The 14351-nt window shown below is 46.2% G+C and carries 10 protein-coding genes; 5 read left to right on the plus strand and 5 right to left on the minus strand.

The window, feature by feature from the left end; translation table 11 throughout:
• Positions 1 to 30 precede the first annotated feature (30 nt).
• Entirely contained in the window at positions 31 to 3774 is a 3744-nt protein-coding gene (locus tag ABD744_RS14930) for a PAS domain S-box protein (protein ID WP_344799332.1), read from the minus strand.
• Entirely contained in the window at positions 3771 to 5141 is a 1371-nt protein-coding gene (gene urtA / locus ABD744_RS14935; protein WP_344799333.1) for an urea ABC transporter substrate-binding protein, read from the minus strand. Before urtA ends, ABD744_RS14930 begins: the two co-directional genes overlap by 4 nt.
• A 353-nt stretch (positions 5142 to 5494) precedes the next feature.
• Between urtA and ABD744_RS14940 the strand changes: the two genes are divergently transcribed.
• A complete protein-coding gene (locus ABD744_RS14940; RefSeq protein WP_344799334.1) occupies positions 5495 to 6004 on the plus strand; it encodes a DUF411 domain-containing protein in 510 nt (169 codons plus the stop codon).
• Positions 6005 to 6215: 211 nt separating this feature from the next.
• On the plus strand, positions 6216 to 7832 hold the full coding sequence (locus tag ABD744_RS14945; protein ID WP_344799335.1) for an ABC transporter substrate-binding protein: 1617 nt from the start codon (positions 6216 to 6218) through the stop codon (positions 7830 to 7832).
• Positions 7833 to 8304: 472 nt separating this feature from the next.
• On the opposite strand, the gene ABD744_RS14950 is transcribed toward ABD744_RS14945, so the two are convergent.
• Positions 8305 to 10407 carry a dehydrogenase gene (locus ABD744_RS14950; protein WP_344799336.1) on the minus strand — a complete coding sequence of 701 codons (2103 nt, stop codon included), beginning with the start codon at positions 10405 to 10407 and terminating at the stop codon, positions 8305 to 8307.
• Positions 10408 to 10773: 366 nt separating this feature from the next.
• On the opposite strand from ABD744_RS14950, the gene ABD744_RS14955 reads away from it, so the two are divergent.
• Positions 10774 to 11700, plus strand: coding sequence for a haloalkane dehalogenase (locus tag ABD744_RS14955; RefSeq protein ID WP_344799337.1), 927 nt, complete (start codon positions 10774 to 10776; stop codon positions 11698 to 11700).
• A 60-nt stretch (positions 11701 to 11760) separates the two neighbouring features.
• Here ABD744_RS14955 and ABD744_RS14960 read toward each other — a convergent pair whose 3' ends face one another.
• Positions 11761 to 12603: a PhzF family phenazine biosynthesis protein gene (locus ABD744_RS14960; RefSeq protein ID WP_344799338.1), complete on the minus strand. Its 843-nt coding sequence runs from the start codon at positions 12601 to 12603 to the stop codon at positions 11761 to 11763.
• Positions 12604 to 12821: 218 nt separating this feature from the next.
• On the opposite strand from ABD744_RS14960, the gene trxC reads away from it, so the two are divergent.
• Together trxC and ABD744_RS14970 are read left to right on the plus strand one after the other, a co-directional pair.
• Entirely contained in the window at positions 12822 to 13256 is a 435-nt protein-coding gene (gene trxC / locus ABD744_RS14965; protein WP_344799340.1) for a thioredoxin TrxC, read from the plus strand.
• 29 nt (positions 13257 to 13285) lie between these two features.
• Positions 13286 to 13540, plus strand: coding sequence for a Rho-binding antiterminator (locus ABD744_RS14970; protein ID WP_344799341.1), 255 nt, complete (start codon positions 13286 to 13288; stop codon positions 13538 to 13540).
• Between the two features lie 57 nt (positions 13541 to 13597).
• On the opposite strand, the gene betI is transcribed toward ABD744_RS14970, so the two are convergent.
• Complete coding sequence (gene betI, locus ABD744_RS14975) at positions 13598 to 14188, minus strand: transcriptional regulator BetI (protein ID WP_344799342.1); 591 nt, start codon at positions 14186 to 14188, stop codon at positions 13598 to 13600.
• Between the last annotated feature and the right edge of the window lie 163 nt (positions 14189 to 14351).

The following is a 14351-nucleotide window of genomic DNA, read 5'->3' on the forward strand; positions in this document are numbered from 1 at the left end:
AAAATGAAATGGCGATTGCTTCGGGCAGGGTTAATCGTTTGAAGGAATCAGCCATTTGATCAACAGCGCTTTAAGCTCTTCCGGGTCGATGGGCTTGCGTAAATAATCGTTCATACCTGAACGGTTGTAATCGAACTGGATGCTGGCCTGAGCCTCTGAACTCATCGCAATGACGGGGCATTTGCAATGTTTCTCACCCGCAAGGCCTTTACGAATGGACTCAGTGGTTTTAAAGCCTTCCTGTTCTGGCATTTGGCTATCCATGAGAATCAAATCATAGGGCGCTTTGTTTAAAGCGGCTTTTAAAACGGTTATGGCTTCTTCGCCATTGCCGGCGATGTCACATCTTAGATTCATTGATTCGATCAGGCTGTGGGTGACGGCTTGGTTTATCTGACTGCTTTCGACCAATAATACCCGACAGCTTTCCGGCCAGCAGGGTTGGCCCAGGTCGTAGTCTACTTCGGCTAAGGGCTGGTGTGCTTTTTCGGATTTTTCTATAAATGCCTGGTCTGAAGATGGCTGCTTTAAAGGTGCCTGGTCTAAAGGTGCCTGGTCGATCAATGTTGTGGCTGGTTGAGGCAATAGGGTTCGGAGCGTACTGCTGATTTCTCGCTGGGTAAACGGTTTGCTCAGGCGGCCGTCAAATTGATGATTGGCGTAATCAGAGGGGATTATCTGGTTGTCCGAAGACGTCATTAGAATCAGCCGGACATGTGTAAATGTTTCGTTTGACTGAATGATATTGATCAACACACCGTTGTCTGATTCGGTGATTTTTTCGTCGATGAAGACAACACTGAAATTCGTGGAGCCGTTTGTATTCAGGTGTTCTTGCATGGCCAATAAGGTTGATTCTGCATCGCCCGTTTCATGTGTGGTTGCTCCCCACTGCTGTAGATGTATGGCAAGTACCTTGCGGTGCGAAGTGTTGGTGTCTGCAATGAGGATATCCAGCCCCTGAAGCGTGATTGGAGGCGGCTCGGTCAGAGAGGTTTGGCTTGCTTGAAGCTGAAGTTCAAATGAAAACGTGCTGCCTTTATTTAATTGGCTGGTTACTTGTAAGTCCCCTTTCATCAAATGACAGAGCTTTTTACTGATGCTCAGCCCCAGACGAGTGCCGGGTGTTTTACGCAGCAAGGATGTGTCGGCTTCAGAAAGGGATTGAAACAGTGATTCTTGCTGCATGACCGGGATGCCTATGCCGGTGTCCTGAACTGATCCGGACAGTACTATCCGTTGTTCGGGCTGTGGCGTCATTGTATTTCTTGGCGCTGTGGTCCGTGTTTTTTCTTTTGGCTCTTTCTGTGGTTCTTTCTTTGGTTCTAGCAACGCGACCCGAACTATAATTTCACCGGCTTCTGTGTATTTGATGGCATTTCGCACCAGATTTTTGAGCAGTTGGCGGACTCTGGTTGGATCTCCGGTCACAATGGGGTGATGTATGCCTGTGGTATCAAGAATGAGCTCAAGGCCTTTATTGATGGCCAATGGGTTCAATGTTTTGGCCAGGTTGCCAATGACATTCAGCAGGTCGAATTCTATGAATTCGAGTTCCAGTTTACCGGCTTCAATTTTAGAAAAGTCGAGAATGTCATTGAGTAACTCATACAAGGATTCTGTGCTGGCTCGCACCATCTGAATGTATTGCTGTTGCTCTGGTGTCAGCTGGTCGTTTTGTAACAACCTTAAAATGGCCAGAATACCGTTGATGGGGACGCGAATGTCGTGACTGACTTTGGCCAGGAAATCATTTTTGATTTTAGCGGCCTGTTGTGCCGCGTTTTTGGCTTCAATCAGTTTGGCTTCGTTCAGTTTTCTTTGGGTGAGGTCGTGTGCGCTTGCAGTAAAATAGCGTTGCTTGGCGATGTAAATTTCACTGACAAATATTTCCATTGGAAATTCGGTGCCGTTTCTTTTTAGGCCGATAACCTCAGTCGTGGCGCCGATGACCTTGGTGATTCCGGTCGAGAGGTATCTTTCCATGCCTGCCGAATGGGCCAGCCGTGAAGAGGATGGCATCAGGGCGGTTATGTTCTGATGAAGAATATCGTCCAGCTCATAGTCGAACATGGCTAAGGCGGATTGGTTTATGGTTTGAATGATGCTTTCTTCATTGATCATAATGATGGCGTCTACTACTGAGTTCAACATGCCCCTGAGTTGAGCTTCGCTTCGCAGCAGTTCCAGTTCGGTGTTCTTTTTATTGGTGATTTCAGTGTGAATGGATATGTAGTTTTTGGGGTGTTGATCATCATCAAGGTAGGGAACGATCGTGGAATCCAGCCAGTAGCGGCTGCCGGACTTGTGTTTGTTGCAAATTTCATCGTGCCAGACCTGCCCTCTGGACAAAGTTTGATACATGCTTTGAATGACGCTTTCATCCTGGTCGTCGGCTGTTAACATTTGATGACTTTGCCCGAGTAATTCTGTTCTGCTGTATCCGCTGACTTCAATGAACTTGTCGTTCACAAAAGTAATGATGCCTTTATTGTCCGTGATGGTGACCAGGGCGTGTTGATCCAGTGCGTATTTTTGAATCGAGAGTTCTTTCAGGGCTTGTTGTGCAATTTTGGATTCATGAGCGATTTGTTGTTCATAAGACCGTCGAACGGTCAGCATGTGGTTAATGGCTTTCCCGAGTTGGCCTATCTCATCGGAAGAGGTTTCTTTGTGTGGCGATAAGTCCCCGGATGCGATGCGGTGGGTGGTGTCGACCAGCCGTTGAAGCGGCGCGGTTAAGCGGCGGGAAATATAAATGGCAATGCCTATGGTCAGGCTGGTGATGATCACTCCGAGAATCAACAGTTGCTGTTCCAGCTGATTGGCCGAAGCAAGGGCTTCTTCCGAGTCGAGTTTTACAACCAGCCCCCACTCCAATTCCGGGATGTAACGCCAGGCGGCAATGATGTGGTTGTTGTCGTAATCCACCGAATAACCGGCCCCTTTTTCACCCTGAACACTGGATTGAAGAGGGAGTCCCACCCGTGAGCCAATCGGAAAACGAAGGTTGAAAGCGGCTTGAGGGTAATGCCTAAGCGGGGCAATGACCAAGGCGTATTTTTTATCCTGTTTGCCGATGACAATTTCCCCGGTCTGTTTCAAACCGGTGTAATCTTCTGCAAGGTGATAATAATCATTACTGCTGTATTGAACTGCGACAGCACCGACTAACTGTTCGTCTTTGAATACTGGCGCAGCAATGAATGCACTTTGATTTTCGTTTTCAATGGTGGTTTGTTCGTTTTGCCACTGAGACGGAGCGTAGGGCTCGAATTTAGTGATGCGCGTTTCGAGCAAGGTGGTGGCTTGCCGGTACGCAGCAGCAAGCTGGGTATTTTTAAGCTCGCCGTAATTCAGGTTGGAGCCGAAATCAGACTCCCGTATCACGGTGAATACTATGTCTCCGTTGGGTGAAATTAATATCAGATCGTAGGTGTTTAACTGTTCTTTTAATTGACTGAGGTGGTTACGAAATTTTAAATCGGTCTGTTGATATTCGTTGCCATCAATGTTTTTTTGAAATGCCTGGGTGAACTCACCAAGGGCGTCGGTCATGACTGGCAAGTGAGCCAAAGAAATCACGGTTTGTTCTTTGTCTTTGATGTATTGGTAGATCCACTTCAGCTTTTCATCGGCCAGAGTGTTTAAGGCATTACTGACTTCATGTTCAACGGTTTGGGTTGCATGATTGGTTACCAGGATGCCTAAAGTGCCCAGGGAAACCAATGTCATTGAAATGAAGGCTGTTATGAGTTTGGTTTGAATCTTCATTTCGCCGTTCCATTGGATGCGGGTCTGGCGGCAGGAGCCGACCAGCTGCCCCCCCAGTCTGCATAAAGCGATTCAAGGTATCTTTGCCAGGATAAGTTGGACCGATAGGAGGGAAAGGGCAGAGGGCGGATAGGGACGGTTTGGCTCCAGATAATTTTGAATTGACCGTCGCTCTGAATTTTCCCGATGTGCAGTGGTTTCCATAAATGGTTGTTCATGGCGCTTACCGTAACCTTGCCTTCGGGCGCATTAAAAGACAGCCCTTTCAGAAATTCATGGACGGTGGAGATATCGACTGTGTTGGCATTGGTTGCGGCCTTGGCCCACAAATAGACGCCTAGATACCCAGCTTCCATGGAGGCGTTGGTGGTTCGGTGGGCTCCGTATTTTTTCTGAAAGCGAGCGACGAAGGCTTTATTGTCTTGAGTGTCGAGGCTTTGAAAGTAATTCCAGGCGCTGTAATGTCCCGTCATGATGCTGGTATCGAGCAAGTTGAGTTCGTCCTCGGCAATGCTGAACGACATCACCGGAATATGCTGGTCGAGGGTTGCCAATTGTTTAAAGAAGGCGAGGTTGCTGTCGCCATTGATGGTGTTGAAAATGATGTCCGGTTGCGCGGCAGAGATCTGATTGATCATGTCGTTAACTCGCTGATCGCCAAGCGCCAGATAATATTCTCCTACTATTTGGCCACCTAAGGCGTGAACCTGCTTTTTTATCAGGGTGTTTGCTGCTCTCGGAAAAACATAGTCTGAGGCTGTGAGGAAGACACGTTGCCCCAGATTTTTAAGGCTCCACATCACCGCCGGAGAGATTTGCTGATTAGGGGCTGCGCCGGTGTAAATGATGTTGGGGGATTGCTCCAATCCTTCGTACTGCACCGGATAAAATAACAGGTGGTTGTACTGCTCGATAATGGGTTTGACGGTTTTACGGCTGGCCGATGTCCAGCAGCCGAAGATCACACTGACTTTTTCATTGAGAATCAGGCTACGTGCGCCTTGTGCAAAGGTTGGCCAATCGGAGGCGCCATCCACCACCACAGGCTCGATTTGTTTGCCTAGCAGGCCTCCAGCCTGATTGATTTCATCAATGGCCATTAACGTTGCGTCCACCACCGACTTTTCACTGATGGCCATCGTTCCGGTCAGAGAATGAAGAATGCCTACTTTAATGGTTTTGGGGGGCTGTTCTTTGTTACAGGCCGATACAAGCAGGCAGAACACCATGATGGAAATGGTTCTGAAAAAGCGCCGGGTCAATAGGGGAGCCAGCGGGTTATGTTGTAAGGGCCGTTGCCTGCAGTGAGGGTATCTTTGTCCAACCTGTACTTCCGGAATAAGACAATCCGCTAATCCATTGAGCATAGTTGAACTGGCTTAAAGTGGGTAATTACTTTGGCGGAGTAGCTTGGAGGGCCAAGGTTTATTCTCAAATTGAAGGGGATCTGACTCGCTTATAGGGGGTCTTCGAGTTGTGAATAAAGGGTTTGAATCGGTGGGATTGAAAAAATAATTCAATCTTCTTTAAGTGATTAACGAAGTGAATTTCATTGTGGTCGTGAGTTTAGTCTAATTCGCAAAATGATTGACCTGTTACAGAGAAAAGCACTCATTGTTGCGATAATGTCTCCAGAGTAGCAGGGGCAGATGAGCTCGCCCGGGAAAGAACGGGCCGTATGGATAGAACCTGCAGGTATGATAGGGAAGCGATGATGGTAATGGCTAAACGTGTTTTTTATGGATTGTTGGTGGCTTTAAGTGTGTGCTTGGTAAGTGCTTGTTCGAATGATCATACCCAATCTTCAAATTTAACGACAACCAAACATAAAGCTGCAGCAGAAGCGGTGGTGCTGGACGTTTATAAAGACCCGAACTGCGGTTGTTGTTCCAAATGGGTTGATCACCTGAAAGCAGAGGGCTTGTCTGTCGCGGCGCATAACACAAATGACCTTGATCAGTTAAAAGCCAAATACGGCATTTCGCCAGAAAACAGTTCTTGTCATACCGGGGTTTCCAAAGACGGGTATGTGTTCGAAGGCCATGTTCCGGCGAAATACGTTCGACAATTTCTGTCTGAAAAACCGAAAGGGGCGTATGGCTTAGCGGTACCAGGTATGCCGGTTGGCAGCCCCGGAATGGAAATGGGTCAGCAACGAGACAGTTACCAAGTGATGCAGTTAAACCTGGACGGCAGCACCAGTGTGTATGCTTACGAAGAAGGCTCCTGATACGGAGATTTTTGTTTATGTATCTGGATAGTCCCCGGGTGTTTCATTAATGAGTATTTGCGTTTAATACGGATTTAGACGCTTGTTATTGTGGATTACCGCTAAACTAGAAACATACAGGTGTTTTTAGTTAGAGGTTGTTATGAGTAGGCTTTGTCTGAATGGCTTACTGAGGTTAGTTGGCATATCAATAGGGTGCATGGTTTTTACATTGCACTTAGTTTTTTCTGAGTCTTCTTTTGCTGAAACTCAAACATCGCCGGAAGTGTCTCTCAAATCTGAGTCTCTCAAGCCCATCAAAGTACAACTGAAGTGGTTGCATCAATTCCAGTTTGCCGGGTACTACATGGCTCTCGAAAAAGGATATTACAGGGCGTTCGGCCTGGATGTTCAGCTAATAGAAAGAAACCCGGATTCTGTTCCGATTGATCGGTTACTGAGTGACAACGTAGATTTTGTGGTTGCAGACGCTGGTGTATTGATTTATCGATCTATGGGGGTGCCTGTTGTGGCTTTAGCGGCTGTTTTTCAACAATCTCCTTTGGCGCTGTTAACACGTAGCGACGTGGGTATTAAGACTCTCGAAGATATGAAAGGTAAGAAGTTAAGAATCAGTCGAGGTTTTAATGATATTGAGTTGCGCTCTATGTTGGGGACTGCGAATTTAACGGTTAATGATTTTGCTCAAGTAGTCAGCACGCAATCCATCGAAGAATTCATTCAAGGAAGCATTGATGGCCTGAATATTTACACAACAAATGAACCTTTTAAATTGTTGGAGGAAGGTATTAATTTTCAGGTCTTTCAACCTAAAGATTATGGTGTTGATTTCTATGGGGATGTTCTGATTACGACAGAAACCATCATCGAGTCCGACCCTGCTATGGTGGATGAATTTCGAAAAGCAACGTTGAAGGGCTGGCGAGATGCAGTTACCAACCCGGAAGAAGCAATAGATCTAATATTAAACAAATACAATACTCAGCAAAAATCCCGTGAATTCATAGAATTTGAGGCAAAAGAAACCATTAAATTAATTCTTCCTTCTGTGGTGCCTATTGGCTTTATGAGCAGAGATCGCTGGCATAGCATAGAAGCAATATTCAAAAAACAGGGGAAAATGAACCGTGATATAAACTATGACAGGTTTATTTATATCCCCCCGGATGAGCGCAGTTTACTGAGTGTGTTGAAACAATATACGCTGGAAATTGCCGCTGGTGGATTGATTTTATTATCCATTTTTGTAGCTGGATATATTTGGAATTTACGTATTCAAGTTCAAAAGGCGACCGAAGACATTCGGTTAGCTAAGAACAAAGCTGAAAAAGAAGCGAGAACAGATACGCTGACCGATCTACCAAATCGCAGGCATTTTATGGAAGTATTTACTCGTGACGTAGAGCAAGCGCAGCGACATGGTTTACCCTTTTCATTGATTTTGGCCGATATAGATCATTTTAAAAATGTAAATGATAACTATGGTCATGCAGCAGGAGACGAATCCCTCAAAGAGGTGGGTAAGGTATTACGCAGTAATGCCCGTCTGGGAGATTGCTATGCACGGGTTGGAGGTGAAGAGTTCGTCATTGGTTGCCCTAACACCAGCGAAGAACAAGCCAGGCTATTAGCAGAGCGTCTTTGTAAAGCGTTAGAAAGTAAAGAAGTGATGTATGAGAATAAAAGTTTGCGCCTTACGATGAGCTTTGGTTTATCAAGTCTATCTGGTGAAGAATCTAAAGACGAGTTATTCAATCATGCAGATGAAGCTTTGTATTCAGCTAAGCAAGGTGGACGTAATCGCGTGGAAGTATACAAAAAGCATTAAAAGGAGACAGGATAAGAAAGAGAAGGTGGAGAGCCCTGACGGGCTCACAATAGTTTTTCTGCTCGCTTTTTATTTTTATTGTTGAGCGACAATCCTAAGTTTCTGTTTTTATTTTTATTGATGAAACCGAATTGTATTTGTTTTTTGTTGTTCTTAGTTAAATAGATAGCTATTGCTGTGCCAGATTTAAAAAAATGAATAAAAACAGATGGTTACTTGTTTTTTGTGTTTTGGGGTATTCGGATTAGGTATGGGTTTGTTACTTGTGTTCCATTTTATCAACGGTCTGTTGTGTTACCGGGTAACAGTGGGTGGTAACACTTTGTTACACAGGCCTGTGGGTTAATGGTGACATGTTGGTTGATTGGCAAACCGATGGTGCGTGAGGGAAAGCGCATGAGAGAAAAAAGCACTCAAGAGATTGATTGAGTGCTTTTCGGTTGATGATGATAGGGATGCGGACCGGAGGCAACTAGCTGGCGGCGGATTTGGTGGTTCTTCTCGGTTTCATTTCCAGCACTTTCGGTCGTTGTTTTACTTCCAGCTTTGCTCGTGCTTCTAAGGCAAATTGCCGAATACGGGCAAGATCTTCATCTGAGTAAACACCACTGACGCCTGAAATAGCGGCCAGTTTCATGCCGTGTTTTAAGCCCATCTGATAAATTTCTTTGACCTTTTCCCATTCAATGTTACGCCCCAGAGTGAAGTTCTCAAAACGGCCTTCTAGGGCCAGGACTATGGTTTCTGCCAAGCACGCGTAAGCGACGTTTTCAGGTAAGCCGATGTTCTTCATTTGAATGTTGCCGGGTAATTCGATTTCACCGGATTCAATCACTAGTACGTCGGGTCGTTTTGCGACTTCACTGGCCGGGATGTCGAGTGGGCGGGCAACGTCTGTGATGACACAACCGGGTTTCACTTTCATGATGTCGAGGATTTTTTTGCCCGCACCAGACGTTGCCGTTACGATCATATCCATGTCGCTGAGGTTTTTGTTGGCGTTGGTGGATAAATGAATTTTGGCTTCCGGTGTTTCGAGTAGAATGTCTTCTTTTAAAGACAGCAGTTTTGCGGTTTCTGGCGCGACTAAATAAATTTCTTCGACGGCTTTGGCCAATAATCGGGCGCAAACGGAGCCAATGGCGCCGGTCGCGCCTACCACCATCGCATTGCCTTTGACTTTACCTTTCTTGTTGATGTCCACCAAACCGAGGCGGCGTGCAGCGTCATTGGCGGCCCATAAAGCACCAGAGGCGCTGTAGCTGTTCCCGGTCGTGATTGGCAGTGGTGCGCGTTTTGCTACGGTAATTCCAGCGTCACCGACCACTTTAGTAAAGGCTCCCAATCCCATGATTTGAGCACCGAGCTTTTTGGCCAACTTGGCCGCAGCTAATAAACGTCGATAGGTGAACTCAGGGCTATGGGCCATGATTTCTTTCGGGGTTCCTCCTACGGTAATTAGCCAGCCTTCTGCTTCATCGCCAGTAGGGGACTTAATGCCTTTGACATGGGAATACACAAATGGCGGCGCATAGGCCATGGCTTTTTCAACGGTGTTCATGACAACTGGCGGCGAATATTGAGCGATGAGGTCCAGTGGTTTCGCGTTACGGAAATATTGCTGAGACAGCGGGTGAATGACGAAGGCAAAACGGTTCATTCGTTTGTAACCGGATGGGTACAGAACCCTTGGCTCGGCTTCCAGGGTTTCCAGAATCTCGAGGTAGTCGTCGTAAGTCAGTTCCCCTTGTTTTTTATTAAGCGCTGCCAGAATCATTGCTTCTATGACATTCACACCCACGTTCACCTCGAACAATTGCGGGCAAATATCGATCACCATGTTAACGCCTTTTTCGCGTAACAGCTCAAGACGTTGATCTGAAATGGTGGAGGTTAACAGTGTTTTTCCAGCCAGCTCCTCCAGAGAAAAGTGCTCAATATCTTCGTAGGAACCGGCAATGACGTCGGCCTTTTGGGTGGCTTTTTTGACAATGAAACGGTTCCAGTCTTTGATTGGCGCTACACTGGGAGAGAGCACATGGGGTGGCGACCACTTGTTGAGTGGGTGGGTGCCTGCTGCGTAAAGCTCCAGAGCTTTTAAGGACGTCAGCAGTTTTGGTACGCCAAGCTGGATGACCGGGTCTGCAAATGAAAGATTGTCGGTAAATTCGTGCAGGACATTAGCCGCTTTATAATTGGTCACACCATTAAAGAAGATAACCCGAGAATTGTTAAAAAAGTTATTCTCGGTGATTTGGGTATGCCGTATGGCCCACTCGTTCAGAATGCCTCTCAGCGCTGAACCCGTTGTGACGGGAATCTTTTTAACCAGGCTTTCCAGTTGTTGTGTGGTTTTTTGAACGAAATTCCGGGTGCCAACACTGTAGTGTTCTCGTACCTTGCCCAAGCCAATGACGTCAGCTTTATTTTGCCAGTCTTTGATCAGGCGTTCGGCTTTGTCCAGGTCTTTATTGACGCCAAAACGAATGACTCTGAAATCTTGATCTAAAAATCTTGTTTGGAAGTCGTAGTCAAGCGCGTCACTTCCTAAACTGATGCTTACTACTGTTTTCATAATCACTCCGTTTGACTATTGTTTAGGCCCAGAAAGGGTCAGGCCGCTGGTTAATTTTATTGTTGTTCATTGATTATATAGACATGAGTTGGAAACGCACTCTTTGGCCTGGATCAATAAATTGCTTAAAAATTCAACAGATTCTGTTGGGTGGCTTTTATGATAATTTCACTCATGCAAAATTATTAGGAGCGTCTAGTCTTAATATGACCAAAGACTATTAGGAAGGTTCTGTCATGGAAAGTTATTCAGACAATCACCCATCAGTATTTGATTTAATCACCCAAGCCTATCAACAATTCAGACTGTAACTTTTGAAAATTGTAACTTTTGAAAATTGTAACTTCTGATAGAAACGGGCTTTTCATGTTGAAATTCATACGAACACCTGAAGAACAGTTCCAAAAATTGATCGGTTATCCTTTTGCTGAGCACTATGTCGACGTTGATATGGGTGAAGAAGTGTCCTCGGGCGCGTCAGTGGCTATGAGAATGCATTATGTAGACGAAGGCCCAAAAGATGCTGACCCGGTGTTGATGATGCACGGTGAACCGAGTTGGTCTTATTTGTACAGGAATATGATACCCATTTGTGCGGCAGCCGGGCATAGAGTAATTGCGCCTGATCTGGTCGGTTTTGGGAAGTCAGATAAACCCACCGACGTTGCTTCATACTCTTATCAAAGTCACATGGAATGGATGCAAACGTTTATAGATAAACTGAATCTTAATAATATTACTTTGGTCTGTCAGGACTGGGGCTCGTTGATCGGCCTGAGGTTGGCCGCTGAAAACCCTGATCGGTTTAAAGCCATTGTGGTGGGAAACGGCATGTTACCGACGGGGGATCAATCGGTTCCGTTGGCGTTTTATGCCTGGAAAACCTTTGCATTGTACAGCCCTTGGTTTCCAATCAGTAAAATTGTTGCTTCAGGAACCTTTAAAAAACTCTCGAAGGCGGAGCAACAAGCCTACGATGCGCCTTTTCCTTCCAAAGAATACAAAGCCGGCACCAGAGCGTTTCCCAAACTGGTTCCTGTGACGCCGGATGACCCGGCAACGGTCGCGAACCGTAATGCCTGGGAGACTTTGTATCGCTGGGATAAGCCTTTTTTAACCACGTTCAGTAATGGCGACCCCATTACCCGAGGTGGTGATGAGTATATGCGAGAACGCATTCCGGGCAGTCAGGGGCTGAACCATCAGACTTTACGAGGCGGCCACTTTTTACAGGAAGATTCACCACAGGCGTTTGCCAAGGCGGTGAATGATTTGTTGGCAGCAACGAGTTGATTCGCTGATGATTTTTTTCTGAGGTGGTCTCAACGATTGGCATACCACGCGGAGGGTCAATTAGTCTGGTATTGTCACAGCATTTCCTTTCACTATGATACCGCCCGTTTCAGGTACTGTTACGTTCAACAGGCTTGGTCTGCCCATAGCTTCCCCCTGACGAATGATCAGCTCCGCTGGCACTGTAATTAATGAGGCTTCTCTCAAATAGCCTGCAAATGCAGCGGCGGCTGCGCCTGTGGCAGGGTCTTCCACAACACCGCCAACGGGAAACGGGTTACGGGAGACAAAGGTGGTTTCGTTTTCTTGGTAAACCAACTGTAGGGTAGTCAGTTCTTCTCGGATCATGACGGCTTTTAAATCGTTAAAGTCGTATGACAAATAGGCCAAGGTCGTTGCCTTGTTTAAAGCGATGACCAAATGCCATGCTCCGGCATAAGCGACGGCAGGAGGAATCCTGTCTTCCAGATCCGAATGTTGCCAACCTAAAATGGAGAGTACTTCGGAGACGAGTTCATCATCGGCTGTTTTGTACTTCGGTGAAACAGAGGTAAGTGCTGCTTCCGCTTGGCCATTGACCGTGCGAACAGTAACCGGAACCTGACCAATTTGAGTGGATAGCTCAAAGGTACCTTCTCCGTCTAACTCCGCCAGTGTCACTGCTGTGGCGATGGTTGCATGGCCACAAAAGGGCACTTCAATTTCAGGGCTGAAGAAGCGAATTTTTCGACTTTTACCTGACTTGGGGGCAACGAAAGCGGTTTCCGAAAAACCGACTTCAGCTGCAATGTTTTGCATTTCTGTCGGCTCCGGTAATGTCTCACCGATCCATACGCCCGCCGGATTTCCGCCTTTTGGGTCGGTAGTGAACGCAGATTTTCGATATAAAGTGCCTGTTTCCATTCGTTTGTGCTCCGAGCGTTCTGTACTTGAAATGACAATATCCTTCTTTTTTCAAAACGTTCAATTCGTGCTAATGAAAGAAGGATGAGTTGTTGAATGTATAAGTATGGTTCCAAATGAGATAAAAAATAGCTATGGCAGTGATGAACTTTTCTTGGGTTCATAAGACCATTTGCTTTGATATAATTTTTCGCCTCATCAGAAATAAGAAAAGAACCATGTCGTTATCAAAAGTAACTTGCCCGAAGTGTAATGCCTCAAATCGTATTCCTACAGATCGTTTGGCGGATAAACCAAACTGTGGCAAGTGTAAAAAAGCTTTGTTTACCGGAAAGCCAATGGAGTTAACCGCAGCCAATGTAGTGGCGACCATTGCTCATAATGAGATACCGGTGCTCGTGGATTGTTGGGCGCCCTGGTGTGGCCCGTGCAAAAGCTTCGGACCCATCTTTGAAAAAGCGGCCAAAGAACTGGAACCGAATGTTCGGTTAGCTAAACTCAATACGGAAGCCAATCAGCAGGTCGCATCTCGTTGGCAAATACGTTCCATACCTACTTTAATTTTATTTAAAGGGGGCAAAGAAGTGGCACGTATGTCCGGGGCGATGTCTTTGCCGCAATTGAAGCAGTGGTTAAAACAGCAAGGCGTCTAAAAGGGCGATGATCAAGCTCAGGGGGTGTTATGGCGAAGCTATTACAATGTGATTTACATGATTATCTTGAGATTGCTTGTATGTACCAATACCGGGTTGAGCTTGAACTTCTTTCAGGTCAACGCATCGTTGGTACACCAAAAACCACAAAAACCAGCTCTGAAAAGCGAGAGTTTCTGGTTTTCATACGGGAAGATAAAACGCCGATTGAGATTGAAACCTCAGAGCTGAGTTCCATGACGGTATTAACACGGGGCGCCAAATTCGAGCGAGTTGTGTTTTAGCTCAGTATCCGAAGCAGCGTCGACCGTCAGTGGACGGTTACTGGCAGCATTGAGTTATTAATTTTGATGAAACTCAATGGTCTCGTGTAAGAAGTTTTTACAAATCACTGCGGCTTTATCGGCTTTGATGTCTCCGCCGTTCAGAGCCCCTCTTAGCCATAATCCATCAATGAGTGCCGCAATGGCTTCTGCGGTATCGGCCACTTTCTCTTTGGGTAAGAGCGAATTCAGTGAGTACTTTAAGTTTGAACGTAAACGTTTTTCATTGACGCGTTGAAGGCGGGCCAGGCGTTCGTCATGCATGGATTGAGCCCAGAAGGCCAACCAGGTTTTGGCTCCGCGCTCAGACGTTTGGAACGGGCTGAAGTTGGTATGAATGATCGCTTCTAAGCGAGCAATCGGCGAATCCCCTTTAATTCTTAGTTGATTCATCAATTCTTCATTCAGGGACTTGAGTAAGAAACGAACCGTTGCCTCCAGCAGTTCTTGTTTGCCTCCAAAATAGTGGCTGATGATGCCAGAAGATACACCGGCAATCTTGCTGATGGTACCAACGGTTGTTCCGTGAAGGCCAAACTGTTCCACCGAGGAAAGGGTTGCTTCAATCAGTTGTGCCTGGCGCACGGGTTTCATTCCAACTTTTGGCATAGCATCGCTTATATGTAGGGGCTAACGGGGCAGTTATCAGGTTATCTTACCGGGCGGAAAGGTCATTTAAATACCTCTTCGCAGGGTTTATGTAACGGGATGTTAATGACTTGTGCTTTAAAGATCAACTTGAGGAGGCGAGGTTTGGCTTCGAAACTAAAGG

Source organism: Litoribacillus peritrichatus (assembly GCF_039537985.1).
In the GTDB taxonomy this organism is placed as follows: Bacteria; Pseudomonadota; Gammaproteobacteria; order Pseudomonadales; family Litoribrevibacteraceae; genus Litoribacillus; species Litoribacillus peritrichatus.

Excerpts from the sequence above, each read along its gene's own strand:
- ABD744_RS14930 (WP_344799332.1), bottom strand. The coding sequence starts at position 3,774 with ATGAAGATTCAAACCAAACTCATAACAGCCTTCATTTCAATGACATTG.
- urtA (WP_344799333.1), bottom strand. The coding sequence starts at position 5,141 with ATGCTCAATGGATTAGCGGATTGTCTTATTCCGGAAGTACAGGTTGGA.
- ABD744_RS14940 (WP_344799334.1), top strand. The coding sequence starts at position 5,495 with ATGGCTAAACGTGTTTTTTATGGATTGTTGGTGGCTTTAAGTGTGTGC.
- ABD744_RS14950 (WP_344799336.1), bottom strand. The coding sequence starts at position 10,407 with ATGAAAACAGTAGTAAGCATCAGTTTAGGAAGTGACGCGCTTGACTAC.
- ABD744_RS14955 (WP_344799337.1), top strand. The coding sequence starts at position 10,774 with ATGTTGAAATTCATACGAACACCTGAAGAACAGTTCCAAAAATTGATC.
- ABD744_RS14960 (WP_344799338.1), bottom strand. The coding sequence starts at position 12,603 with ATGGAAACAGGCACTTTATATCGAAAATCTGCGTTCACTACCGACCCA.
- trxC (WP_344799340.1), top strand. The coding sequence starts at position 12,822 with ATGTCGTTATCAAAAGTAACTTGCCCGAAGTGTAATGCCTCAAATCGT.
- ABD744_RS14970 (WP_344799341.1), top strand. The coding sequence starts at position 13,286 with ATGGCGAAGCTATTACAATGTGATTTACATGATTATCTTGAGATTGCT.
- betI (WP_344799342.1), bottom strand. The coding sequence starts at position 14,188 with ATGCCAAAAGTTGGAATGAAACCCGTGCGCCAGGCACAACTGATTGAA.